Source organism: Streptomyces sp. NPDC057617, from assembly GCF_042800555.1.
Taxonomy (GTDB): domain Bacteria; phylum Actinomycetota; class Actinomycetes; order Streptomycetales; family Streptomycetaceae; genus Streptomyces.
Genome location: NZ_JBHVGV010000011.1, coordinates 199,648 through 224,073, shown reverse-complemented (window position 1 = coordinate 224,073; position 24,426 = coordinate 199,648). Strand labels below are relative to the sequence as shown.

Annotated in this window: 24 protein-coding genes; 9 read left to right on the top strand and 15 right to left on the bottom strand. The window is 69.5% G+C overall.

The window, feature by feature from the left end; all coding sequences use genetic code 11:
- Nucleotides 1-36: 36 nt before the first annotated feature.
- The 3 genes from ACFU9P_RS26430 to ACFU9P_RS26420 all read right to left on the bottom strand — a co-directional run bounded on the left by ACFU9P_RS26430 (nt 37) and on the right by ACFU9P_RS26420 (nt 4,159).
- On the bottom strand, nt 37-1,551 hold the full coding sequence (locus ACFU9P_RS26430; protein WP_384085227.1) for a PP2C family protein-serine/threonine phosphatase: 1,515 nt from the start codon (nt 1,549-1,551) through the stop codon (nt 37-39).
- A 317-nt stretch (nt 1,552-1,868) separates the two neighbouring features.
- A complete protein-coding gene (locus ACFU9P_RS26425) occupies nt 1,869-3,035 on the bottom strand; it encodes an NlpC/P60 family protein (protein ID WP_384085224.1) in 1,167 nt (388 codons plus the stop codon).
- 323 nt (nt 3,036-3,358) lie between these two features.
- Nucleotides 3,359-4,159 (bottom strand): class I SAM-dependent methyltransferase, encoded by an 801-nt coding sequence (locus tag ACFU9P_RS26420; RefSeq protein ID WP_384085433.1) that lies wholly within the window; start codon nt 4,157-4,159, stop codon nt 3,359-3,361.
- Between the two features lie 384 nt (nt 4,160-4,543).
- Between ACFU9P_RS26420 and mshA the strand changes: the two genes are divergently transcribed.
- The 3 genes from mshA to ACFU9P_RS26405 all read left to right on the top strand — a co-directional run bounded on the left by mshA (nt 4,544) and on the right by ACFU9P_RS26405 (nt 8,375).
- Nucleotides 4,544-5,911 (top strand): D-inositol-3-phosphate glycosyltransferase, encoded by a 1,368-nt coding sequence (gene mshA / locus ACFU9P_RS26415; protein ID WP_384085221.1) that lies wholly within the window; start codon nt 4,544-4,546, stop codon nt 5,909-5,911.
- On the top strand, nt 5,904-6,470 hold the full coding sequence (locus ACFU9P_RS26410) for a YbjN domain-containing protein (protein WP_384085218.1): 567 nt from the start codon (nt 5,904-5,906) through the stop codon (nt 6,468-6,470). The genes mshA and ACFU9P_RS26410 overlap by 8 nt, the downstream gene beginning before the upstream one ends.
- A gap of 135 nt (nt 6,471-6,605) precedes the next feature.
- Nucleotides 6,606-8,375, top strand: coding sequence for a glycoside hydrolase family 55 protein (locus ACFU9P_RS26405; protein WP_384085215.1), 1,770 nt, complete (start codon nt 6,606-6,608; stop codon nt 8,373-8,375).
- 6 nt (nt 8,376-8,381) lie between these two features.
- Here ACFU9P_RS26405 and ACFU9P_RS26400 read toward each other — a convergent pair whose 3' ends face one another.
- From ACFU9P_RS26400 to ACFU9P_RS26370, 7 genes are all read right to left on the bottom strand, one after another.
- Entirely contained in the window at nt 8,382-8,618 is a 237-nt protein-coding gene (locus tag ACFU9P_RS26400) for a hypothetical protein (protein ID WP_376386886.1), read from the bottom strand.
- 69 nt (nt 8,619-8,687) lie between these two features.
- Nucleotides 8,688-9,155 (bottom strand): NUDIX domain-containing protein, encoded by a 468-nt coding sequence (locus tag ACFU9P_RS26395; RefSeq protein WP_384085211.1) that lies wholly within the window; start codon nt 9,153-9,155, stop codon nt 8,688-8,690.
- A 4-nt stretch (nt 9,156-9,159) separates the two neighbouring features.
- Nucleotides 9,160-9,813: a dTMP kinase gene (gene tmk / locus ACFU9P_RS26390; RefSeq protein ID WP_384085208.1), complete on the bottom strand. Its 654-nt coding sequence runs from the start codon at nt 9,811-9,813 to the stop codon at nt 9,160-9,162.
- A complete protein-coding gene (locus ACFU9P_RS26385; RefSeq protein WP_384085205.1) occupies nt 9,810-11,315 on the bottom strand; it encodes a B12-binding domain-containing radical SAM protein in 1,506 nt (501 codons plus the stop codon). The genes tmk and ACFU9P_RS26385 overlap by 4 nt, the downstream gene beginning before the upstream one ends.
- Complete coding sequence (locus ACFU9P_RS26380) at nt 11,272-12,126, bottom strand: hypothetical protein (RefSeq protein WP_384085202.1); 855 nt, start codon at nt 12,124-12,126, stop codon at nt 11,272-11,274. Before ACFU9P_RS26380 ends, ACFU9P_RS26385 begins: the two co-directional genes overlap by 44 nt.
- 219 nt (nt 12,127-12,345) lie before the next feature.
- Nucleotides 12,346-12,546, bottom strand: coding sequence for a DUF397 domain-containing protein (locus tag ACFU9P_RS26375; RefSeq protein WP_384085199.1), 201 nt, complete (start codon nt 12,544-12,546; stop codon nt 12,346-12,348).
- Between the two features lie 11 nt (nt 12,547-12,557).
- A complete protein-coding gene (locus ACFU9P_RS26370) occupies nt 12,558-13,412 on the bottom strand; it encodes a helix-turn-helix domain-containing protein (protein WP_384085196.1) in 855 nt (284 codons plus the stop codon).
- A 247-nt stretch (nt 13,413-13,659) separates the two neighbouring features.
- On the opposite strand from ACFU9P_RS26370, the gene ACFU9P_RS26365 reads away from it, so the two are divergent.
- Nucleotides 13,660-14,145, top strand: a complete 486-nt coding sequence (locus tag ACFU9P_RS26365) for an ATP-binding protein (RefSeq protein WP_384085193.1) — start codon at nt 13,660-13,662, stop codon at nt 14,143-14,145.
- A 50-nt stretch (nt 14,146-14,195) separates the two neighbouring features.
- Nucleotides 14,196-14,672 carry an Rrf2 family transcriptional regulator gene (locus tag ACFU9P_RS26360; protein ID WP_384085190.1) on the top strand — a complete coding sequence of 159 codons (477 nt, stop codon included), beginning with the start codon at nt 14,196-14,198 and terminating at the stop codon, nt 14,670-14,672.
- Nucleotides 14,673-15,171: 499 nt separating this feature from the next.
- On the opposite strand, the gene ACFU9P_RS26355 is transcribed toward ACFU9P_RS26360, so the two are convergent.
- The 3 genes from ACFU9P_RS26355 to ACFU9P_RS26345 form a co-directional block, all read right to left on the bottom strand.
- Nucleotides 15,172-16,038: an AraC family transcriptional regulator N-terminal domain-containing protein gene (locus ACFU9P_RS26355; RefSeq protein ID WP_384085187.1), complete on the bottom strand. Its 867-nt coding sequence runs from the start codon at nt 16,036-16,038 to the stop codon at nt 15,172-15,174.
- A gap of 827 nt (nt 16,039-16,865) precedes the next feature.
- Complete coding sequence (locus tag ACFU9P_RS26350; protein ID WP_384085184.1) at nt 16,866-17,228, bottom strand: DUF6086 family protein; 363 nt, start codon at nt 17,226-17,228, stop codon at nt 16,866-16,868.
- Between the two features lie 14 nt (nt 17,229-17,242).
- Nucleotides 17,243-17,800: a hypothetical protein gene (locus ACFU9P_RS26345; RefSeq protein ID WP_384085430.1), complete on the bottom strand. Its 558-nt coding sequence runs from the start codon at nt 17,798-17,800 to the stop codon at nt 17,243-17,245.
- 302 nt (nt 17,801-18,102) lie between these two features.
- Here ACFU9P_RS26345 and ACFU9P_RS26340 point away from each other — a divergent pair, with 302 nt between their 5' ends.
- Nucleotides 18,103-19,761, top strand: coding sequence for a N,N-dimethylformamidase beta subunit family domain-containing protein (locus ACFU9P_RS26340; protein WP_384085182.1), 1,659 nt, complete (start codon nt 18,103-18,105; stop codon nt 19,759-19,761).
- 49 nt (nt 19,762-19,810) lie between these two features.
- Complete coding sequence (locus ACFU9P_RS26335; RefSeq protein ID WP_384085179.1) at nt 19,811-20,572, top strand: phosphoglyceromutase; 762 nt, start codon at nt 19,811-19,813, stop codon at nt 20,570-20,572.
- A 183-nt stretch (nt 20,573-20,755) separates the two neighbouring features.
- Here the strand turns inward: ACFU9P_RS26335 and ACFU9P_RS26330 are convergent, their stop codons facing one another.
- Entirely contained in the window at nt 20,756-20,905 is a 150-nt protein-coding gene (locus tag ACFU9P_RS26330; RefSeq protein ID WP_217307982.1) for a hypothetical protein, read from the bottom strand.
- A 211-nt stretch (nt 20,906-21,116) separates the two neighbouring features.
- Nucleotides 21,117-21,797: a phosphate signaling complex protein PhoU gene (phoU, locus tag ACFU9P_RS26325; protein ID WP_376381690.1), complete on the bottom strand. Its 681-nt coding sequence runs from the start codon at nt 21,795-21,797 to the stop codon at nt 21,117-21,119.
- 322 nt (nt 21,798-22,119) lie between these two features.
- Between phoU and ACFU9P_RS26320 the strand changes: the two genes are divergently transcribed.
- The gene (locus ACFU9P_RS26320; protein ID WP_384085175.1) at nt 22,120-23,469 is read left to right on the top strand and encodes a sensor histidine kinase; all 1,350 of its coding nucleotides are present in this window, start codon (nt 22,120-22,122) and stop codon (nt 23,467-23,469) included.
- Nucleotides 23,466-24,146, top strand: coding sequence for a response regulator transcription factor (locus ACFU9P_RS26315; RefSeq protein WP_046498012.1), 681 nt, complete (start codon nt 23,466-23,468; stop codon nt 24,144-24,146). The genes ACFU9P_RS26320 and ACFU9P_RS26315 overlap by 4 nt, the downstream gene beginning before the upstream one ends.
- Nucleotides 24,147-24,426 lie beyond the last annotated feature (280 nt).

The window sequence follows — 24,426 nt, the reverse complement described above, 5'->3', positions numbered from 1 at the left end:
CGGACGCTGAAGCCAAAAGCCCCGAAAGCCAAAGGCCTACGCGTCGCCGCCCCGCCCCAGCAGCAGCACCGCCACATCGTCCGTCAGCTCCCCGCCGTTCAGCTCCCTCACCTGTGTCACCGCCGCCTCCAGCAGGTCGTCGCCCCTCAGGCCCCGGGCGAGCTGGCTGTTGATCATCTCGACCATGCCCTCCTGGCCGAGCCGCTGCGTGGCCCCCGGTCCCACCCGGCCCTCGATCAGGCCGTCCGTGTACATCATCAGGTTCCACGCCGGGCCCAGCTCCACCTGTCTGCGCGGCCAGCGGGCGCGCGGGAGGAGGCCCAGGGCCGGGCCGCCCTCCTCGTACGGCAGGAGCTGCGCCGCCCGTCCGTGCCGGGCGACCAGCGGTGAGGGGTGGCCGGCCAGGCACAGTCCGGCCCGGTGGCCGTCCGGGGTGATGTCGACCGTACAGAGCGTCGCGAAGATCTCCTCGCTCTCCCGCTCGTGCTCCAGCACCTGCTGGAGCGTGGAGAGCAGCCGGTCCCCGCTGAGCCCCGCCAGCGTCAGCGCGCGCCAGGCGATCCGCAGCTCCACGCCGAGCGCCGCCTCGTCCGGGCCGTGCCCGCAGACATCGCCGATCATCGCGTGGACCGTGCCGTCCGGCGTACGGACCGTGTCGTAGAAGTCCCCGCCCAGCAGCGCCCGCGACCGGCCCGGCCGGTAGTGGGCCGCGAAGCTCAGGTCCGAGCCCTGGAGCAGGGGAGTGGGCAGCAGACCGCGCTCCAGCCGGGCGTTCTCCTCCGCGCGCAGCGTGGACTCGGTGAGCTGGCGCTGCGCGATGTCCGCGCGCTTGCGCTCGACCGCGTAGCGGATGGCCCGGCTCAGCAGCCGCCCGTCCAGCTCGTGCCGGAAGAGATAGTCCTGCGCCCCGACCCGTACCGCCGCTGCCGCCCGCTCGACATCGCCCTCCGCCGCCAGCGCGAGCACGGCATGCCGGGGCGCCAGCCGCAGTACGCGCCTGAGCGGGGCCAGATCGTCGCCGTCGCTCTGCCCGGGCAGCGCGAGATCCACGAGGATGCAGTGGATGTCGTCCGTGAGCAGCCGCTCCGCCTCGGTGAGATTGCGGGCCGTACGGATACGGACGCGGGTGCCGGCCCCCTCCGGCAGCTCCGGCGCGGTGAAGGAGCCCGCCGGGTCGTCGTCGATCACCAGCAGCATGAGATCGCCGCCCTTGGCGGTCTCCGCCGCGGACCGGTCCTCGGCGCGGTCCTCGGCACGGCTCTCAGCGCGGCTCTCGGCACGGTGGTTCCCGGCGGTGGCGGTCTGGTCCTCCATGGTCGCGGCCTGGCTCTCCACGGGCGCCGGCCGGTTCCCCACGGTCTCCTCGGTCGGACCGTTCGAACCTGTGCGCTGCCTCGGTACGGGTACGGGTACAGATGCCGGCATCGGTATGGGTTTCCTTCCCTCCCCCCGAGGGCGCGGTGGAACGACGATCGACGATCCACCAGACGGGGACCATAGCGGTAGCGCCCGCCCCAGCGGAATGGCCTTTTGGCGAAGAGCCACCGTCATATGCCGCTGGCCATATCGCATCCCGCGCGATTCGGGCATCGGTGGCCATGACATACATCACGTACGGGTACGGGCATGGCCTTTATGGACTTTGGACATGTGCAACGTCACACGTGGAGCCTGCGGGGTAAGTCCGTGAACTGGCCCTGCATCACATGTGAGTCTGATGTGGAGCGCTGTGTGGGTGCTGTGCGCATCACATGCCGGACCGGGTGGGCGTGCGGTATGGCCCAACGTGGGCCGTATTGCCCGGCTTATTCAATGGTGCTCTGTGTCGGGCTACTTGTCCGGCCGTACGACGTCGAAGATCAGCGTCGTTACTTGTCCGGCCGTACGACCCCGAGGATCGGCATCGAACCCGCGCCCGCCAGCGTCACATTCCGACCCGGCCTCGGCGCGTGCACGATCGCGCCGTCCCCGATGTACATCCCCACATGGCTCGCGTCCTGGAAATAGATGACCAGGTCGCCCGGGCGCATGTCCTTGACCGCGACCTTCGGCAGCAGCCGCCACTGCTCCTGCGACGTACGCGGGATGAGCCGGCCCGCCGCCGCCCATGCCTGGGAGGTCAGCCCTGAGCAGTCGTACGAGGACGGGCCCTCGGCGCCCCAGACGTACGGCTTGCCTATCTGGCCCGTCGCGAACGTGATCGCCTTCTTGCCCGGCGCGCTCGCCGCGCGGTTGATGTCCGTGAGCGCGCCCGAGCCGAGCCACGCCGACTGCGCCCGGAACGCCGCGTCGGCCTCCAGTTGTGCCAGCCGCGCCCGCTCCTCCTTCTCCAGGCTCGATTCGAGCTTCTTGGCGGCGGCGATCTGCCGGGTGATCTCCTTCTTCGCCCGCTCCTTCTTGACGCGGCTGGCCTCCAGCTCCTGCCACTGGGTGCTGGCGTCCGCCGTATAGGTCTTCAAGTCCTCCTGCGCCTGGGTCAGTTCGGCGATGAGATCCTTGGTGGCCTTCTGGCCCTGCTGTATTCGCCCGACGCCGTCGAGGAAGAGCTGCGGATCGTCGGTGAGGATGAGCTGCGCCTCGGGCGGCAGCCCGCCGCCGCGGTACTGCGCGCGGGCCGCCGCGCCCGCCTGGTCCTTGAGCGCGTCGATCCGCAACTGGCCCTGTACGAGGTCCTCCGCCAGCCCGACGACCTCGGCCGACTGCTTCTTGGCCTGCTCGTCGGCGAGGTTGTACGCGTCGGTGGCGGACGCGGCCTTCTGGTAGAGGAGGTCTATCTCTTTGCGTACGTCGTCCAGGGACTTGCCGTCCTTGGTCACCGAGGAGGCGCCCGGCGGGAGTTCGACCGGGGGCGGGGGGACGGCGGGCGGCGACGGCGCGGCCGGTGCGCCGAGCACCGCGGGCGCGGCCAGCGGAACCACCGGCGCGGGGGGCGGCATCGGTGCCGCGTACGCGCGGTTGAGCAGATCCGGCGACGCCAGGACGGCCAGGGCGCACACCACGGTGATCGCGGCAGCGGCACTGCGACGTCGGTTCACAAGCTCCCCCTCCGAGCCGGCCAGGCCCACCCGCTGGGCTCGAACCGGTCTGAAACGCGCCTTCATCGGCCGAACAGGATCTACAGGACCCAACTGACATACCGCCAGCAACTGCTGTCGTCCGTCGCGATCGTGTCATGTCCTCCAGCAAAGGGACAGAGGGGTCCTGCACCTCACAGGACTCATTCACCACACCGTGGACGAACGGGCACCCGCTGGTGTTCCCGTGGTCACATACGGTTGACCTCGCGCCCGTTGAGACCTCGCGCCCGTTGAGACCTCGCGCCCGTTGAGGCCCGGCGCCGGCCGGCCTGCGCCGCCGGTCACGCCCCGCCCGTACCCGTACCCGTATCCCCGCCCGTACCCGTAGTACCTGTGCCTGTACCCCTGCCCGTACCCGAACCCGGCGCCAGCGCCCCCCACTTCACCGTCACCTCGCCCTGCCGCCACCGGCGCGCGTCGTCCGTCAGCGGCCAGTCGGCCGCCAGGTCCCGTACCGCCCTGACCCACCGCTGCCGCGCGCCCAGCGAACCGTACGGAGCCGCCGCCGCCCACGCCCGGTCGAAGTCGCGCAGAAACGCGTGGACCGGCTCGCCCGGCACATTCCGGTGGATCAGCGCCTTGGGCAGCCGCTCCGCCAGATCCGACGGACGGCCCAGCGAACCGAGCCGCGCCGCGAACGTCACCGTCCGCGGCCCCTCGGGCCCGAGCGCCACCCAGACGTGCCGCCGCCCGATCTCGTCGCACGTCCCCTCCACCAGCAGCCCGCCCGGCGCCAGCCGCGCGCACAGCCGCGCCCAGACCGCGGCGACCTCGCCCTCCTCGTACTGCCGCAGCACATTGGCCGCCCGTACCAGCACCGGCCGTACACCCCCGTCCAGCGGGATCTCGAAGCCGCCGTGCCGGAAACGGAGCCCCTCGCGCTCGTACGGAAGCGCGGCGGCGACCCGCGCCGGTTCGATCTCGATCCCGACGACCTCGGTACGAGGGTCGGCCGTACGCAGCCGCAGGAGCAGCTCGACCGCGGTCCAGGGGGCCGCTCCGTACCCCAGATCCACCACAACCGGCACGGCCGCGGACCGGCGCAGCGCGGCTCCGTGCACGGCGGTGATCCAGCGGTCCATACGGCGCAGCCGGTTCTGGTGCGTGGTGCCCCGCGTCACGGTGCCCACCGGGCGGACAGTGCCTGCCGGACGGACGGTGCCCACCGGGCGGGACGAGCGGGGCGGGGACACCGGAGGCACCATGGAACGAGCGTAGCGACACGCACCGACAGCGATGTTCATGTGGGACGCACCCGTGTTCAGCACCCGTGTTCATGTGGGACGCACCCGTCAACCCCGCGAAGGTTGAGCCACCCATAGTAATGAATTGGCAAAGTGGCGGCGAAAGTGGAAATGAAGGAGCCCGCCCCGCTGTTGACGGCCCTTGGAGGGCCGAGCAGACCCTCTCTTTGCCGTGCCCCGAGGCCGCGTGCCGAGCGGCTCCCCGAGCGAGAGGCCGTAGACGTGAGCCAGTACGTGTCCCGTATCGCCGGCACGTTCGCAGGACCGGCTCGACCAGGACCGGCCCGTCCGTCCCGGCTCCGGCTCCCCGGCCAGCCCCGCCGGCCCCGCCGCATCGCCATGCTCAGCGTCCACACCTCGCCCCTGCATCAGCCGGGCACCGGCGACGCGGGCGGCATGAACGTCTATATCGTCGAGCTGGCGAAACGTCTCGCCGCCATCGACATCGAGGTCGAGATCTTCACCCGCGCCACCACCGGCGGCCTCGACCCCGCCGTGGAACTGGCCCCCGGAGTGCTCGTACGGCATGTCGACGCCGGCCCGTACGAAGGCCTCGCCAAGGAGGACCTGCCCGCCCAGCTCTGCGCCTTCACCCATGGCGTGATGCAGGCCTGGGCCGGCCACCGCCCCGGCCACTACGACCTCGTCCACTCCCACTACTGGCTGTCCGGCCACGTCGGCTGGCTCGCCTCCGAGCGCTGGGGCGTCCCCCTCGTCCACGCCATGCACACCATGGCCAAGGTCAAGAACGCCGCGCTCGCCGAGGGCGACCGGCCCGAGCCCGCGGCCCGTGTCATCGGCGAGACACAGGTCGTACGGGCCGCCGACCGCCTCATCGCCAATACGGCGGAGGAGGCCGGCGAACTCGTCCGTTTCTACGAGGCCGAGCCGGCCAAGGCCGCCGTCGTGCACCCCGGCGTGAACCTGGACCGTTTCTGTCCCGGCGACGGCCGCGCCGCCGCCCGCGCCCGGCTGGGTCTGCCGCCGGACGCCTTCATTCCGCTCTTCGCGGGCCGTATCCAACCGCTCAAGGCCCCTGATGTGCTGCTGCGCGCGGTGGCCGTCCTGCTCGACCAGGATCCCGCGCTCCGCAGGAGGCTGGTCGTACCGGTGGTGGGCGGTCCGAGCGGTACGGGGCTGGCAAAGCCGGAGGGCCTCCAGAAACTCGCCGCGCGGCTGGGGATCGCGGATGTGGTGCGGTTCCGGCCGCCGGTGGGGCAGGACCGGCTCGCGGACTGGTTCCGGGCGGCGTCCGTACTGGTCATGCCCTCGTACAGCGAGTCCTTCGGCCTTGTCGCGATAGAGGCCCAGGCGGCGGGCACCCCGGTGGTGGCCGCGGCGGTGGGCGGTCTGCCGGTGGCGGTACGGGACGGGGAGACGGGCTTTCTGGTCGCCGGGCACGATCCGGAGGCGTACGCGCGGGTGCTGCGCGAGTTCGTCGACCACCCGGAACTGGTCGACCGGATGGGCGCGGCGGCCTCCCACCACGCCAAGTCCTTCGGCTGGGACACGGCGGCCGCGGCGACGGCGGAGGTGTACATGGCGGCGCTGCACGATCACCGCCGTCACGTACGCTCGCACCATGGCTGACGTACAGGGGGCCGGGGCTGGACAGCGGGCGGGGAGCGCGCAGGCGCAGGAGGCGTCCGCCGAGCGCGCCGTGCAGGTTGCGCTGGTCGTCGAACAGGCCCTGGACTCCGCCGAGCTGGCGTGGGAGAGCCCGCGCCCCGGCTCGTACGTCGTCACCCTCCCCGGCACCCGCAAGCTCTCCACCACCTGCTCGCTGCTGGTCGGCCGGCACGCGCTCTCCCTCAACGCCTTTGTGGTCCGCCGCCCCGACGAGAACGCCGAGGCCGTGCACCGCTGGCTCCTGGAGCGCAACCTCAAGCTGTACGGGGTGAGTTACGCGGTCGACCGCCTCGGCGACATCTACCTCACCGGCAAACTCCCGCTGGCCGCTGTCACCGAGGACGAGATCGACCGGCTGCTGGGGTCGGTGCTGGAGGCGGCGGACGGTTCGTTCAACACCCTGCTGGAGCTGGGGTTCGCGAGCGCGATCCGCAAGGAGTACGCGTGGCGGGTGTCGCGGGGCGAGTCGACGCGGAATCTGGACGCGTTCGAGCATCTGACCCGGGGGCCGTCGGTCTGAGGCAGGTTGAGACCGGTTGAGACCGGGTTGAGACCGCCTGAGTCGTGGCACGACTCTTCCCTGTAGCCGATCGGGCATGTCATGCTCACCTTCAAACGCACACCTGAACGTCGTTCATATATGTGGAGGCGCGCAATGGGGTACGGACAGGGGCACGGGCAGGGGTACGGGCAGGGGTACGAAGGTCAGCGTGCGGTCGGGGTCGGCAGGCGGACCTTGCTGGGCAGCGCGGTCGCCGTGGCCGCCGCCGGGGTGATGACCACCGGAACACCGGGAACAGCAGGCGCCGTGACACGCGCCGCCGGCTCGTCCCGTACCTCACCCCGTACCTCAACCCTCTGGCGAGAATTCGCCGCCTCCCCGTACACCCACCCCCAGATCCCGTACGTCGGCCGCGCCGGCCAGCGCGCCGGTGCCGCCCGCTTCCCCCGCCACCGCGTCGTGGCCGATGTCCGCGCGTACGGCGCCAAGGGCGACGGTTCCACGGACGACGCGCCCGCCATCAACCGTGCCCTCGCCGCTGCCGGAGAGCGTGGCGGGGGCACGGTCACCATCCCGCCCGGCACCTACCGCATCGACGACGTCATCCGTATCGCCCACAGCGGTGTCACCCTGCGGGGCGCGGGCAGCGGCCGTACCAAGCTGTACGCGACGAAGAACCTCACCGAGCTGATCGGCCCGTACGGCAGCCGCTACGGCGGCGACAAGTCGAGCTGGTCCTGGGCCGGCGGCCTCATCTGGCTCTGCCCGCAAGGGCGTTGGGACTCGCTGACCGCCGCCATCAAGGAGCGCGCCTGGCCGTTCGAGGGCTGGACCGGCAACAAGCGGGACGAGTGGAGCACCCTCACCGGCGTCGCCCGCGCCCGGCGCGGGGACAGGACCGTGACCGTACAGGACGCCTCTGCCGCCTCGAAGCTCCGGCCCGGACAGCTCGTCCTGCTCCGGCTCGCCGACGACCCGGACCACACCCTCCTGGAGCACATGGCGGGCGACGGCCCCGGCACCCAGTCGTACGACTGGGCCGCCATGACCAAGCTGACGTCCTACGTTCCGTACGAGTGGCCGGTGCGCGTCACGGCCGTACGTGACAGGAAGGTCACCCTGGAGCGCCCGCTTCCGCTGGACGTACGCCCGGAGTGGGACCCGCGCCTTACCACCCTCGTCACCCCGCTGACCAGATCGGGAGTGGAGGGGCTGACGCTGGAGGCGGTCGAGACACCGCAGTCCCCGCATCTGCTGGACAAGGGGTACAACGGGGTCGCGTTCCAGTGTGCGTACGACTGCTGGGCCGACGACGTGGTCGTACGCCACGTCGACAACGGCTTCGGCCTGATCGCCGCGTCCGCCTGCACCCTGCGCCGTACCCGCGTCGCGGGCCGCGGCTCGCACCACCCGTACTACTGCCGCGAGGGTTCGCACGACAATCTGATCGAGGACTTCGTCATCGAGCGGCGTACGGTCCCGGCGCCGCCCGCGGGCACCCAGCTCCACGGCATCAATGTGGAGGGCCTCTCCAGTTACAACGTCTGGTCCCGCGGGCTGATGGAGATGGGGACGTTCGATACGCACCGGGGCATGCCCTTCGCCAACGTACGCACGGAGATCACCGTCACCAACGACGGCCGCCACGGCGGCGACGCGATCGCGGGCCCGCTGTACGGGGCGCGGTTCACCCACTGGAACGTCACGGTCACCAATGAGCGCGCGGGCCTGATCAAGATCGACGAGATCGCTCCGTACAGCGCGACGGCGGGCATCAGCGAGGTCCGCGAGTTCGACCAGATCGACGTCCCGGACTTCACGGGCGAACTGCACGCCAGGCTGGAGGCGTACGGCACTCCGGGGGCGATCAGGCCACGGAACCTGTACGAGGCACAGCGCGCGCTGGACCGTGCGGCGGAGTGACGTACATCAGGAGTGAGGCTGAATGGACCCCTCCCCCTGCACGCCCTCCCAGGCCGCGGGCCCATACACGGCCTCGGTAACGGTCGCCTCCTCATGCCGCGTACGCCGCACGACCAGCGCCCCGCTGTCGTGCAGCAGATACCGATAGCGGATGTCGTCCTCGTCCTCGTACGAGATGACACGATTGGCCGGCTCAAGACCCGGCGGAAGCGCCGCCGGAAGCAAGGTGACATGAACGGTCATGAATCGACTGTACGTCCGGTGCCTGTTCGGTGGGCGTATGCGGGCATATGCCCCGCCCGGGGCGCCCGGTCATCCGTTGTAACCGAAGGGACCGTGCTCGGTGAGGGGGCTCCGGCCGTCGAGATAGCCGTACAAGCCGGCGGCGGGGTACTCGATGATGTCCTCGGGTAGCTCATACACCGAGAACCACCGGAGTCCGAGGCACTTCTCGGGCTCCCGGTTCTCGGGCTCGCCTTCCCACTCGGTGGCCTCGAAGAAGAACCCGATGCGGGTGACGTCGGACGACTGCTGGTGATGCACGGTGTGTACAAGCCGCAGCCGCGCGGAGTCGACCCGCACCCCGGTCTCCTCGAACAACTCCCGAGCAGCCCCGTCCCGCAAGGTCTCGCCGCGGTCGAGCTTTCCGGAGGGCATGTGCCACCGCCCGCACCCGTACGATCCGCCGCGCTGCGAGAGCAGGAGCTTGTCGCCGTCCCGCAGGAAAACATGCGTATCGATCACGGGTACTGCGAGGGCGGGCTGCGGCTGTGCGTTCATGAACTCACCGGTGGTCGTCGGGTCTGGTGTGGCTGCTGACGCTACCGGTGAGGGTGGGGACGATGTCGGCGATTCGGCGTGCTACGTCCGTAGGAGTGGAGTTGGTGGTGTTCAGCGACAGGACTCGCACACCCATCGCCGTGAGTGTCTGCTCCGCTTCCGCGTACAGGGCGACCTCACGTGCGGGGAAGGCGGGATCAAGGTGGAACCGGTGGCGTACGCCCCTGCGGGCAAGCCGCTCGGCAACGACAGTGGGTTCGGCGGTGAGGATGACCGAGAGATCGGGCAGCAGCACATCGGCATTGAGCGCGAGCAGGAACGGCACCGGGACCTCGTCGAGACGTTGCAGTACGAGGGTGGACGCGAGATAGCGGTCACAGACCACGGTCTCGCCGGCCCGGAGGTGCGGCCGCAGCTCGGCCTCGATGTGCTCGTACCGGTTGGCGGCGACAAGACAGGCGAGGGCGCGGCCACGAAGGTGGGCCGCGTTGGCGCGGATGAACTGTCCCAGGTCGCTTGTCGAGGGTTCGGTTGTGGTGTGGACCATGTTGTCACCGCCGCGTAGCAGGTCGGCGAGTTCGTGGAGGGTGGTGCTCTTTCCTACAGCGCTCGGGCCGTCGAGGGTGATGAACAACCCACGGCGTACGGCCGCGGTCATGCGGCGGCCCCCGTCGCGCGGTTGCGTGCGTGCTGCTCACGGGTCAGGCGGGCGAGGGCGGCACGCAGCTCGGGCAGGCGCACGCCGCCGAACTGGATGCCGACGGAGAAGTTGAACTCGTCGCGTGCGCGCATGGATTCGTCGGCGCCGTCCGCAGTGAGGTCGACGTCGGAGTACGCGAGCAGACTGTCGGGACTGTGACCGGCCTTGGTGAGTGTCGTCCACACCGGAGTGCCCGGGTAGGGACGGAACTCGAACACGGAGGCGCGGAAGCTGCCGCCGAGGCGGTCCGCCAGGTCCCACAGACGCTGGATATGGCGCACGGTCGCTTCCAGGTCCTCGTGCCGCTCTCCCGGATATCCGAGAATGAAGTACCCCTTCACGCCGATGCCACGTTCCAGCAGTCGCCGGGTGACTCGCTCGGTCATAGCGGCGGTGATGCGTTTGTCCATGTCGGCGAGGACCCGGTCACTGCCCGACTCGATGCCGAGGGCCACCTCGCGCAGGCCGTTGCGGGCGAGGGCGTCGAGCAAGCTCCCGTCAGCGCGGTGCAGGACATTGATACGGCCGGTCGCGTCCCATACGAACCGGTCGCCGATGCGGTGGCGGGCAAAGGCTTCCATCTGCGGTCGGATGACACTGGCGGCGCCGAGGAACAGGTCGTCGACGAAACGGAACGCCGTTGTTCCATAGGCGCTGTGGAGCGCTTCCAACTCGGCGATGATGTTCTCGGGCGCGCGGGCACGGATCGTGACATCGGGGTTCGCGGAGACCGCGGCGCCGCAGAATCCACAGTCGTACGGACATCCCCGGCTGCCGACGATGTTCGCCTCCGTCCGCCCGTCGTCCGCGATATACGGGTCCTGCGGCAGGAAGACGCGGTTCACCATCGGCAGGGTGTCGATACCGGGCGAGAGCCAGCTCGCGGTGTCTCCAGCGCGGGCGAGGCCGACATTGTTCCGTTCGAGCAGTCTGTCGCGCCACATCACGCCGGGCAGATCGGCGCGGCGGCGGTGGTCGTCGAGCAGGGCGGCCGTACGGGTTTCACCTTCTCCGATGACGAGGGCGCGCAGGCTCGCCATACGAGGGTCGGCCAGGATGCGGTCGGGCATGGCCCGTGCATGGTGCCCACCAACCATGAGGTCGATGTCGGGCTGAAGGCCAGCAGCAATCCGCGCCGACATCTCGTAGGTGGGCGCGAGGAGATTCATACCCACCCAGCGGGGGCGGGCGGCGTTGATGAGGGCGATTGTCCGGGCGATACCGAGGCCGTGCGCCTCGGCGTCCAGTAACCCGACGTTGAATCCGCCGATCTCCTGGGCGTACGTCGCGATGTAGGCCATGCCGAGTACGGGCAGGGTGTAGTCGTTCAGCCGGGGCCGTACCCCATAGTCGCGCAAAGGGGCGTTGACGAAGAGGACATCGAGGGGACGGGTGAGGTCGGCGCCGGCGATCAGGTCAGGTGTGGTGTCTGGTTCCTCCGTGCTGAGTGGTGCGGACATGGCTCCCCCAGGTGAGAGTGAACAAGGTCAGTACGTGAAGTACGTTCGGGTCGGGCGCCCAGCGGCGCCATAGGGATTCGAACTCCCCTTCTGCCGCTGGAAGTTCGAGTGCGGCGGGAGCGGCGCTGCGCGCCCAGGTGCGTACGGCGAGGTCGCCGTGCGGGTATACGGAGAAGTCGCCCGTGTAGTCGGCGGCCGCCGCTGCCGCAGTCCATGGCCCGATACGGGGGACTGCGATGAGGTCCTTCATCAGGCGATCGGGTTCAAGGGTGCGCCAGCGTGCGCCGTTGTTGAGATAGGCCTGAGCCGCGGCCCGCAGGGCCGTTCTGTTGAAGGCCGCGCCCACAGCGCTGAACTGTTCGTCGGTGAGCGAGAGAACGGTCTCGGGATCGGGGGCGAGGGCGTACGAACCGGTGGAAGTCCCCACACTGCGACCATAGGCGGCGCAGTAGTCGCGGTAAACCTTCTTCGCCTGTCCGGCCCGTACGACCTGGCGCAGTAACGCCGTGGTGATCGCGTCCCAAAGGGACGGATTGGTGAGCCGGGCGACGGTCCCGAGTTCCGCCAGTCGGCGGACAAGCGGCGCCGCTTCGGGGTGGGGCGGAAGTTCAAGCGGAGAGGTGTACGAAATCGGGGGCGGGGCCGGGTGGTTGGCGGTACCGGCATTTGTGCCGGAGGGACGGATGACCGGCCCGTCGCTGTTCGCATGAGCGACCCAGATGACACCTTGGTGCTCGACGACGCGGAACGCCTCGCCGTTGTCGGTTTCGTGCCATCCCGGATGTTCGGTGGTGGTGGTCGTTGTACTCATGCGCTCGATTCCGGCTGGGGGCGGGTGGACCGTACCTAGTAGCGGTAGATCCTGGCAGGGGCTGCCCCCGGCCTGCGGCCGGCATGGGGGGTTGCGACGCACAGCGACGGTATCGTTACACGATGAGGGCGTGGCAAGGGTGCACCTGTTTGATTTCACGAACAGGAGCCCCTCGCTGGTTGGTGAGAGGCTCCGGGTGCGGGGGGAGGGGCGAGCGCTTCAGAGGGCGAAGTGGTCGAACTCGCCGGCTTTGACGCCCTTGAGGAAGGCAGCGAACTTGGCGTGGCTGGTGGTGGTGATGGTGTCGGGGGCGTCGCTCTCGCGTATGAGGATCTCGCCGTTGTGTTCGGCGATCTCGACGCACTGCGCCGCTTCGTTCCCGGAGAACGACGACTTCTGCCAGTTGATGTCTGTGCTCATGCCTCTGTCTCTCACAGGTCTCGTGCAATGTGATGGATGAAGCTGCGCGACTCATCAGGCTCTAGAGAAGCCTGCTCGGCAAAGTCGAGCAACGTTCGATTCTTCTCCAGTTCAGCGGCGGCGTCCAGGAACAGCCCACCGGAGACGTAGTCGATGTGGACGGTGTCGAGCTGCCGGATGACTCCGCCCGCGTAGAGCACGGTCTGCGTGAGATCGATGAAGTCTTCGTTCGCGAACGGGATGATCCGAAGCATTACCTCCGGCCGTTCGGACATCTTGATGAGGTGATCAAGTTGCTGACGTGCGACTTTTCGTCCGCCGATGCGCATCCGCAGGGCGGCCTCGTGCACGATGGCTTCCAGTTCTGGAGGGTCCTCGCGCTCGAAGATGGACCGCCGCCTCATGCGGTGCTCCAGCCTTGCTTGCACTTCGTTGGCGGGGAGCTTGGGGCGTCCGCTGTCGAACAGCGCCCGGGCATGATCCTCTGTCTGTAGGACACCTGGGAAAGTGACTGGCTGTAGATACCGCAGGTATTTCGCGTGGTGCTCCAGTTCGGCGATGTCCAGGAAGCTGGGTTGGAGGACGCCGCGGTACTCGTCCCACCAGTACTGGCCCCGGTGTTCGCGCGCGATCGCGCACAGCGCATCGATCAACTCGGCGTCGTCGCACGCGTAGAAGACCGCCAGCCTGCGGATTCGTTCCTCGCTGATGCCGATGCGGCCCGACTCGATGTGGCTGATCCTGGCCTGGTCGGTCGAGAGGAGGCCGGCTGCGTCGCGGGCTGTTTTGCCCGCCCGGTCGCGCAGCTTCCGCAGCTCTCCACCAAGGCGCGCTTGGCGTGCGGTCGGATTGTCCCTTGGGGGCATGTCACCTTCCCTGTCTCAGCACAGTGTTGCGCGTAACGGTGCCATGGGTCCACCCAGCGTCACTGAAAAGAGGTACCAGGGTGGACCGGTGCATGCATTTACTCTACGGTCGTCGCAGCACCGCGTCGCACGTCAGTAAGACCGAAGTGCAGCCGCTGGGGCGCGCCTTGAGGTGTGCCCATGAACGCGCGGCCATTGCCACGCTTGGCGGGCATCGCGGGTCCACACCGCGTTGGGAGACGATGACATGACCCCTGTGAGCACGCTGGTTCCTCCCTCACCGACACCTCCGGCCGAACCAAGTGACCCGTTCTATCGGCTGGTTGTGCCGAACTCGGCGTGCGCGCCGCGGATCGCGCGGGACTTCGTCGGGTCGTTACTCCGTATCACCGGTCACCCCCGTCTCGCCGACGACGCCCGTCTCTGCGTGACCGAAGTCGTCACCAACTCCCATCGGCACACCCGCTCCCGGCTGATCCGGGTCGATGTGGCGGTCTGCCGGGCGGAGGTGACCGTATACGTAGGGGACAACGAGCCGCGCGCCCTGCCCGTAGCGGCCCCGAGTGACGCCGAACATGAGCGCGGGCGCGGGCTTCTGCTCGTGGAGAGTCTCTCGGTCCGGTGGGGATCGGTGATTTACGGGGGGTGCTCGCCGGTGGCGAAGGCGGTCTGGTTCACGTTGGCCGTGGTCGAGGCTGAGGCTGAGGGTGAGGGTTGTCTCGCATTGTCGTAACGTCTAGCGTTACGACAATCTTAAGAGCATGCGGGATGAATGAGAGACGAGTGAGCGCCAACAGCAGGCTGACCATCGCGGCCCACGCCCTGGCGTGGATGGAGCTGAACAAGCGCCAAGGCCATGAGATCGCCACCTCGGAACAGATCGCTGAGAGCGTGAACACCAACCCCGTGGTCATCCGGCGCCTGCTCGCGGAGCTGCGCAGGGCGGGGCTCGTCGAATCGCGGCGTGGGGCGGGCGCGGGGTGGATGCTGGCGCGCGAGCTGGAGTCGATCACGCTGTTGGACGTGTACGAGGCCGTCGAGCCCGGCACGCTCTTCGCGATGCACCGCGCCACACCGAACCAGGAGTGCCCGGTGGGCTTCGGCATCCGCCCGACGATGCAGGGCATCTACGCGGGGATCGAGGAAACGGTACGGGGCGAGCTGGCCCGTACGACCGTGGCTGGGGTGTTGCGGGGGGTGCTGGAGGTGGGGGGCTCGGCTGAGGTGGGGGCTGGGGTGCGGGTTCGTGCCGAGGGGTAGTTGGGGTGGGGCGGGGCCGTTGGATGCGGGTGGGGGCCGCCCCTCTGGTTTGAGTTTCGCGGGGTCGTGTCGGGTGTCAAGGGCGCTCCTTCGTCGCGTCGGCTTCGCCGATTGCGCTGCGCTTAACCCTTGACACCCGCCCCGCCCCCGCAAGTGCGAGTGAGTGGGAGGGGCGGCCCGGGGGGAAGGGTCCCCGGAGGAGGCCGCTTGTGGGGGCCGTTTCTTTGCCGGGTGGCCGGTTGGTGGGTGGTCTGCGCGGCAGTGGAATGGGGCCTCTGGGGTCGGCTTAGCGTCCGACCGCCGGTTGTTGGCTGGGGTGCAAGCAGGTGTCTGAGACTCGTTGCCCGGTGGCACCCCTAGCCTTGGGCCCACCGCATTGTGCCTGGTCAGGGCGGGGTGGGTGGCTGGGGCTCCGGGCGGGTGGCCGTCTCTTGTGTCGTAGGGACGCGAGAGGGAGACCGAGGCGCGCCCACGGGTGGTCACCTGTCCCTGAGCGGCGCTACTGGGCGGGGGTTGGGGTTTCTGGGTGGCGGAGTTGGGTTGCGTGGCGGCCTGGGGGTGCGCCGAACATGCGGCGGTATTCGCGGCTGAACTGTGAGGGGCTCTCGTAGCCCACGGCGTAGCCGGTGTCGGCTACGTCGCGGGGGTGGGCCAGGAGGCGGGCGCGTGCCTCGTGCAGGCGCAGGTGTTTTTGGTACTGCAGCGGTGTCATCTGCGTGAGCGCTCTGAAGTGCCGGTGGAACGAGGTGACGCTCATCGATGATCGTGCGGCCAGCTCTTCTACGCGAAGTGGCTGGTCGTAGTGGGTACGGATCCAACTGATCGCGTGGCTGAGCTGGGCGACGTCGCTGTCGGGGAGGCCGATCTGGCGTACCGTCGCGCCCTGGTCGCTGCTGATCAGCCGCCAGAGGATCTCCCGTTCGTACAGCGGCGCCAGTGCTGTGGCGTCCTGCGGGCGGTCGAGCAGGCGTGCCATGCGTCCTATGACGTCGAGCAGGTCCGGGTCGGCGGTGCCGGTCGCGAGGCTGGGGACATGGGTCCGTTCGGTCACAGCTCGGGGCGTGGCGAGGAGGAGTTCCGAGATGATCGAGGGTTCAAGGCGCATCTCGAAGGCGAGGTAGGGCTGGCGCGAGGTGGCCTGGATCGCGCACGTCACGGGGAGGTCGACCGAGGCGACGACGAACTCTCCGGCCCGGTAGCAGAGGGTCTGCTTGCACAGGACGGTACGTACGTCGCCTTGCAGAATCAGGGCGACACTCGGGCTCACTGTCTCGCCGGTCGGCGGGGTGCTCGTACTGAAGCGTGCCAATTCGACCCGCGGCAACGCCGTCGCCGCCCGGCCTTCTCCGGCGTGACGAGCGACCACGTCGCGAATCTGCCGTAGCGCGTCCACCCGCCCAGTCAAACACCGCCTTCGCGCGACCGCCAAGCTTGGCAGGATCGTGCAAACGAAGAGGGCCGCTCGCTGCTCGCCGCACAGAGCTGCTCGAACGCGCCGAAACGACGGGCACGCCCTACGCCACCGACGACCCGACGCCCCGCGCCCTGACCGCCGCGGCATTCGGTTGCCTCGTGGCCGCCCAGCACTCCTGGCTGGCCTCCGGCGCGAAAGATTCCTTCGCCGACGCCATCGCCCGAGCCATGGCCACGGTCACCCCCGCAGGCCCTAGGACTGCCCACCGGCCCTGACCGCGCACCGCTCTCCCTCTCGCGTCCATGCGGCACAAGAGACGGCCACCCGCCCGGAGCCCCAGCCACCCACCACGCCCTGACCAGGCACAATACGCTGGGCCCAGGGCTAGGGGTGCCACCCGGCAACGAACCTCAGACACCAGCTTGCACCTCAGCCACCCACCGGCGGCCGGACGCTGAGCCAGCCCCAGAAGCCCCATTCCACTGCCGCGCAGACCACCCACCAACCGGCCACCCGGCAAAGAACAAAAACCACCGGAGTGCTCCTCCGGGGACCCCTCCCCCGGGCCGCCCCTCCCACTCACTCGCACTTGCGGGGGCGGGGCGGGTGTCAAGGGTTAAGCGCAGCGCAATCGGCGAAGCCGACGCGACGCAGGAGCGCCCTTGACACCCGACACGACCCCGCGAAACTCAAACCAGGAGGGGCGGCCCCACCCGCACCCCACGGCCCCGGCCCACCCCGACTACCCCTCGGCACGAACCCCAGCCCGCACCCCACCGTCACATCCCATCAGCCATATGCCGCTGCATCTCCCGCGCCCTCTCAAGCAACCCAACCGCCCACGACTTTCCACCAGCCCCCGAAAGCGCGGCCATCTCAATGCCCGCCTTCTGTGCCAGCACCAGCACCGTCACCACAAACCCCTCGGACAGCGTGTTCATAACGGCGTTGCGCGTCTTGCTGTGACGTACCAGCAACGCGTCGACGAAGGCCGTGAAGCCGGCCGGGTCGATCCGGGATACGTCGGCCTCCATCGGCCCGAAGCCGGACGGGACGCCCAATTCGGCCTCGTACAGGGCCACTTGGCGTAGGAACAGCCGGGAGACACCGCTGGACGGGTTCCATAGAGTCCGGTCGCCCATCTCGTAGTACTGGCTCAGCGAAGCCCCTTCCTTCGCTGCCCCTCTGGCGTAAAGACAAAGCTCTCACCGAACGGCCCGTCCTCCGCCCCACCCGCCCCGCCTCCGAAACGGACAGCAAGCAGAACGGGTTCCTCACGCTCAGGTGGCCACGAGGACTCGGCTTCCGGGGCGCCGCCGTTCCAGAGATGGAAGAACACCATCGGTTCGGCAGGGTCTTCGCTCAGGTAACCGAGCGTCTTGCTGTACAGGGGGCTGGTCCCTCCGAACAGGATGGACGGGGGGCCGAACTCGTCCACGACGTCCGCCCATACGCGGTCCGTCTCCGCCCACCGACGTACGCCGGTCCGCAGCGCGTGGTGCTCGTCAGCCGGCAGAAGCCGATCGGGCCCGAGCCAGCCGCGGCGGTGGGCGAACTCGGCGTAGACCGAGGCGACGCAGTGCTGGTCAGGGTTTCCCGGACCCGAACCGGGGATCAGATCGCAGAACGCGCCTGCCACACCGATGTTGGTCATCGCCCCGCGAGCTTCCCAGGCCCGTTGCTGCTCGGCCCACGCGTCGGGCTGGTTCTCCACGAACAGCAAGTGATCTATCAGCATCCGCAACGGCCCTTCGCCCCTCCCGAACATCCCGGGACGGCGCAACGCCAAGTTCAACTGGTCGATGAGATAAGCACGTATCTCACTGCTACCCGCAAGCGATCTAGTGAGGGACACACCCGGAGTGTCGCTCACGCCGCACGTGCCCCGCACCCGCATTCGCACCCGCCCCGCACCCGCATTCGCACCCGCCCCGCACCCGCATTCGCACCCGCCCCGCACCCGCATTCGGCCCCCCACCAGTCGCCTTGGCCCCTCCGCCGACTCAAGATCGTTCGATGAACGATGACACACAGCATCCGGGCGGGCTGGGCCGCCGGCACTTCCTGGCAGGCGCTGCCGCCGGGGCCGCCGCGACCCTCACCGCCTGCGACTCCCCTCGACGCAACAAACCCGACACCACCTCCACCCCCACCTCCGCAATCGAGTCCATCGACCGCGAACGCCACCGCCCCGGCACCCCCGACTGGCGTATCCACGCCACCGGCCCGCCCGACGCCGTCCAAGGCTTCGCCGACAAGGTCAGCGTCCTGCCCGGCGAGGAGTTCGGACTGCACGTCTCGACCACCGCGCCCGGCTTCCGGGTCTCGGCGTACCGCATCGGCTGGTACGGCGGCGCGCAGGCCCGGCGGGTGTGGCGTTCGGACCGGGTGGCGGGCCGTGTCCAGCCTGGCCCGCGCGTGATCGCCGCGACCCGTACGGTACGGGCGGACTGGGACCGTACCCTCACTGTCCGCACCGACGGCTGGCCGGAGGGCGCGTACCTGCTCAGGCTCGACGCGGAAAACGGCCCCGGCCCCGGTCACGGCTACCAGCGCTACGTCCCGCTGATCATCCGCTCGGCGAGCACGCGCGGCAGAACCGTCCTGATGCACGCCCCCGCCACCTGGCAGGCGTACAACCTGTGGGGCGGCCGCAGCCTCTACCAGGGCGAGGACGGCGCGTACCGGACCCGTTCACTCGCGGTCAGTTTCGATCGGCCGTACGACAAGAACGGCGCGGACAAGTTCATGGTGTACGAGCGGGCGGTGGTGGTCCTGGCGGAACGGCTCGGTCTGCCGATGGCGTACATCACTGGTATCGACGTCCATGCCGACCCCTCAGCGCTGAAGGGCGCCACGGCCGTCGTCGCCCTGGGCCACGACGAGTACTGGACGCCCGAGCAGCGGCGGCACGTGACCCGGGCGCGCGACGCCGGGACGAATCTGGCGTTTCTGGGCGCGAACACCTGCTTCCGCAGGGTCAGGCTGGAAGATACGGCCCGCCCCGCCGCCGAAGCCAGCCCCGCCACCCCCACCCCCACCGCCACCAGCCCCGCCACCATCCCCAGCCCCGCCCTCCGCACCGTCGTCTGCTACAAGACCGACTACCGCGACGACCCGTACCTCGTCGACCACCGCTCCATGGCGACGACCGACTTCCGCCAGCCGCCCGGCGCCGACCCCGAATCCTCCTTGACCGGCGTCCTGTACGAGGGCTTCCCCACCGATGCCCCCTATGTCGTGCACGGTCCGGACCACTGGGTCTTCGACGGTACGGGGGTGAGGCGCGGCGACTCCTTCGCGCATCTCGTCGGAGTGGAGTACGACCGCGTCACCCCAGAGGCCCCCGGCCCCGCCCCCGCCCCCGCGCCCGCGCCGATCGAGATCGTCGCCCACTCCCCGCTCGTCTGCAACGGCCGGAAGAGCCACTCCGACTCCGCGTACTACACCGTGCCCAGCGGTGCGGGCGTCTTCGCCACCGGGACGATGCGGTGGGTGGAGGGGCTGATGGCGGGGACGCGGGAGAACGGGCGCAACCATGGTATGGACGCACGCACCGGCGCGTTCGTCACCCGTACCACCGAGAACGTGCTCCGCGCCTTCGCCGAGGGCCCGGCGGCAAGGACGAGGCCGGCGCCGAGGGACAACGTACACACGCTGTATACGGCCTGGTAAGTGGACAGGGCCTCCAGCCGTCCCAGGCCCGTCCATTAGGCTCGGCCCCATGGCCGACGCACCGTACAAGCTGATCCTCCTCCGCCACGGCGAGAGCGAATGGAACGCCAAGAACCTGTTCACCGGCTGGGTGGACGTCAATCTCACCGACAAGGGCGAGAAGGAGGCAGTCCGCGGCGGTGAGCTGCTCAAGGACGCCGGCCTGCTGCCCGACGTACTGCACACCTCCCTCCAGAAGCGCGCCATCCGCACCGCGCAGTTCGCGCTGGAGGCCGCGGACCGTCACTGGATCCCGGTCCACCGTTCCTGGCGGCTGAACGAGCGCCACTACGGCGCGCTCCAGGGCAAGGACAAGGCGCAGACGCTCGCCGAGTTCGGCGAGGAGCAGTTCATGCTGTGGCGCCGCTCGTACGACACGCCGCCGCCCGCGCTTGAGGACGGTACGGAGTTCTCGCAGAGCGACGACCCGCGCTACGCCTCGATCCCGAGCGAGCTGCGCCCGCGCACCGAGTGCCTCAAGGACGTCGTCGAACGGATGCTTCCGTACTGGTACGACGCGATCGTCCCGGACCTGCTGACCGGCCGTACGGTCCTGATCGCCGCCCACGGCAACAGCCTGCGCGCCCTGGTCAAGCACCTCGACGGCATCTCCGACGCCGACATCGCGTCCCTGAACATCCCCACGGGCATCCCCCTCGTCTACGACCTCGACCCCGACTTCCACCCCCTCACCCCGGGCGGCACCTACCTCGACCCGGACGCGGCGGCAGCCGCCATCGAGGCAGTCAAGAACCAGGGCAAGAAGAAGTAAGCCCGCGCGGCCAAGGCACATCGCCAAGGCACGTCTGGCCGTCGAAGAGGCGAGGCGGCAGGGCCAGCGGCCCCCGCTGGCCCCCCGCCTCATATACGAACCTCGCATACGAAAGGGCCCTGCCCGCATTTCCCGGACAGGGCCCCTCGTCTCACCCATCTCTTCTGTGCGTGCCGTACGCGACTAGCCGCAGCCGCCGCCGCACTGGCACGAGCCGCCCGACTGGCAGCCGCAGCCGCAGCCCGAGCCGCAGCCGCAGGCCCCGAGCATGGGCAGGTGGATGGCTCCGGCCGGGGCTTCCGGACGGGGGTCGGTCGTAGGGGAATCGGCCATGGGATCCTCCTCAAAGGCGTGCGCGGATGACGCCTCTGCCCATTGCAAGCCCTCCCCGGCGGGCGTATCAACGGCGCATCTCCGGCGCATGCGCGCAAACACCGCCGTGCGCGCCTCCGCGACCTCCGCGAAAACGACAAGGGCGACAAGGGCGACGTCCCGCGGCCCTCCCCTAACGGCCGGGCCATGCCCTCCCCCTACGCCCCTCCGCCTACGCCCCCTCCACCGGAGTCTCCGCCTGCTGGATCTCGTCCGCGTGCTCGCCCGTCACCAGGTAGACCACCCGGTTCGCGACCGCCACCGCGTGGTCCGCGAAGCGCTCGTAGTAGCGGCCGAGCAGCGTCACATCGACCGCCGTCTCGATGCCGTGCTTCCACCGGTCGTCCATCAGGTGCTGGAACAGGGTCCGGTGCAGCAGGTCCATCTCGTCGTCGTCCTGTTCGAGCTGGAGCGCCAGATCGACGTCCTTGGTGATGATGACCTCGGCCGTCTTCGCCATCAGACGCTGCGCGAGCTGCCCCATCTCCAGCAGAGTCGCGTGCAGGTCGTGCGGCACGGGCGAGGTGGGGAAGCGGAGGCGGGCCAGCTTGGCGACGTGCTGCGCCAGGTCGCCCGAGCGCTCCAGGTCGGCGCTCATCCGCAGCGAGGTGACGACGATCCGCAGATCGGTCGCGACCGGCTGCTGCCGCGCCAGCAGCGCGATCGCCCTGGCCTCAAGGTCGTGCTGCAGGTCGTCGACGCGCTGGTCGGCGGCGATCACGCTCTCGGCGAGCTTGAGATCGGCGTCGAGCATGGCCGTGGTGGCACGGCCGATGGCGGAACCGACCAGCCGGGCCATCTCGACCAGGTCCTCGCCGATCGAATCCAGTTCCTCGTGGTACGCGTCCCGCATGGGGTTGTCCCTCTCTTGGTGTTTTTTCCCGGCTTCGCCTTGACGTTCCTCGGCTACCCTTCCCCGCCTCGGTGTGCCTCGGCATTCGTGGCGTCCAGGCGCCCCCCGACCCGTACGCCCCCGCCCGTAGCCGGGGCCGCTGAGCCGGGGGCTGTGACCGGAAGCCGCGGCCCCCACGGTCCCACGCTCCGGCCGGAACGCGTCGGGCGCCTCCCCCGCAAATGAACCGGCACTATCCCCTCCATGAACTCTGGGCGACGAGTGTCGGAGGAGACACCCGGACGGCTGGGAGAGTGTCCGGGGGCCCGCATACGCTGGTCGCATGGACGTGAACGCGGCGGTCGCCGCATTGGCAGCGATCGCCGGTGTCTGCACCGGCGTGATCGCCATGCTGGCGTTTCGCTGGAGCGAACGCGACCAGGCACGGCCCACCCGTACGTCCCTGCACACCGACGCCGTGCTGCCCCCCGGCGTGGACACCGTGCTCTCCGTGCTGCGCTCCTCCGCGGTTGTCCTCGACGAGAGCGACTCCGTGGTCAAGGCCAGCTCGGCGGCGTACGCGCTGGGCCTGGTCAGGGGCGGAAAGCTCGCCGTCGAGCCCATGCTGCACATGGCGCGTGACACCCGGCGGGACGGCGAGATAAGGCAAGTGGAACTGGACCTTCCGAGGCGCGGTACGGGCCGGGGCGAGGCGCTCGCGGTCTCCGCCCGGGTGGCCCCGCTCGGCTCCCGGCTGGTGCTGCTCCTGGTCGAGGACCTCACCGAGGCCCGTCGTATCGAAGCCGTACGACGGGATTTCGTGGCGAATGTCAGCCACGAGCTGAAGACCCCCACCGGGGCGCTCTCGCTGCTCTCCGAGGCTGTCATGGACGCCTCCGACGATCCCGAGGCGGTCACCCGCTTCGCCGGGCGGATGCAGATCGAGGCGACCCGGCTCACCAATCTCGTACAGGAGCTGATCGACCTCTCGCGGGTGCAGAACGACGACCCGCTGGAGGACGCCGAGCCCGTACGTGTGGACGAACTCGTCGCCGAGGCCATCGACCGGTCCCGGCACGCGGCGTCCACCAAACAGATCACCATGGCGGCGGGCGGCACCGTCCACCTCCATGTGTGGGGCAATCGCGGCCAGCTCGCCGCGGCCCTCGGCAATCTCGTCGAGAACGCCGTCAACTACTCTCCGGCCCGCACGCGCGTCGGTATCGCCGCGCACCGCGTCTCCGCCACCGGCGGGGACCTGATCGAGATAGCCGTGACCGATCAGGGCATAGGTATCTCGGAGAAGGACCGGGAGCGGATCTTCGAACGGTTCTACCGTGTCGACCCGGCTCGCTCCCGGGCAACCGGTGGTACGGGGCTCGGCCTCGCCATCGTCAAACATGTGGCCGCCTCGCACGGCGGGGAGGTCACCGTATGGAGTTCGGAGGGCCAGGGCTCCACCTTCACCCTGCGGCTGCCCGAGGCGGGAGCCGTACGGGACCGGAGGCGGTCCACCAGCCCGGACGAGGACGACCGGCTTCCGGAGCACGATCCGGAACACGACCGGCTTCCGGAAGACGACCGGTCTCCGTACGACAGAGACACAGACACCGATACCGACAGCGACAGCGACCCCAGCCTTGAGCTGGCTGATCCCCCGACCGTGATTCCTGCCCCGGAGGTCCTTCCGTGACCCGAGTGCTCGTCGTCGAGGATGAGGAATCCTTCAGCGACGCCCTTTCCTACATGCTCCGCAAGGAAGGCTTCGAGGTCGCGATCGCGACCACCGGGCCCGCGGGGCTCGACGAGTTCGAACGCAACGGCGCCGACCTCGTCCTGCTCGACCTGATGCTGCCCGGTCTGCCGGGCACCGAGGTCTGCCGCCAGCTCCGCGGCAGATCAAATGTCCCGGTGATCATGGTCACCGCCAAGGACAGCGAGATCGACAAGGTCGTCGGCCTGGAAATAGGGGCCGACGACTATGTGACCAAGCCCTTCTCCTCGCGGGAGCTGGTCGCCCGTATCCGCGCGGTGCTGCGCCGCAGGGGCGAGCCGGAGGAGGTCACGCCGGCCGCGCTGGAGGCGGGCCCGGTCCGGATGGATGTGGACCGGCATGTGGTGACGGTCTCCGGCGGCAAGGTCGATCTGCCGCTCAAGGAGTTCGACCTGCTGGAGATGCTGCTGCGCAACGCGGGCCGGGTGCTGACCCGCATGCAGCTCATCGACCGGGTCTGGGGCGCGGACTATGTGGGCGACACCAAGACGCTCGATGTCCACGTCAAGCGGCTGCGCGCGAAGATCGAGCCGGACCCGGGCGCGCCGCGGTATCTGGTGACGGTGCGGGGTCTGGGGTACAAGTTCGAGCCGTAGACCGGCCCGGGCCGCGGCCCCCGACCGGAGCGCGCCGTCGCGTACGGCGCGCACCATTACGTACCGCTCCTCCGTGCGGCGCATCCGTGCAGCGCCTCCGTACGGCGCGTCGCCCGGATACGGCGACGCGCGTATACGGCGTCGCTCGGAGCGCAGGAAAGCCGCAGCGCTGTGGCGCCCTGCCCGGCTCGCTTCCCATCGGGACGGCACCCCCCTGCTGCTTGCCGTAACGGCGGGTCGGGTACGGGGGGGTGTGTGGGGAGTGGTGTCTACCTACTAC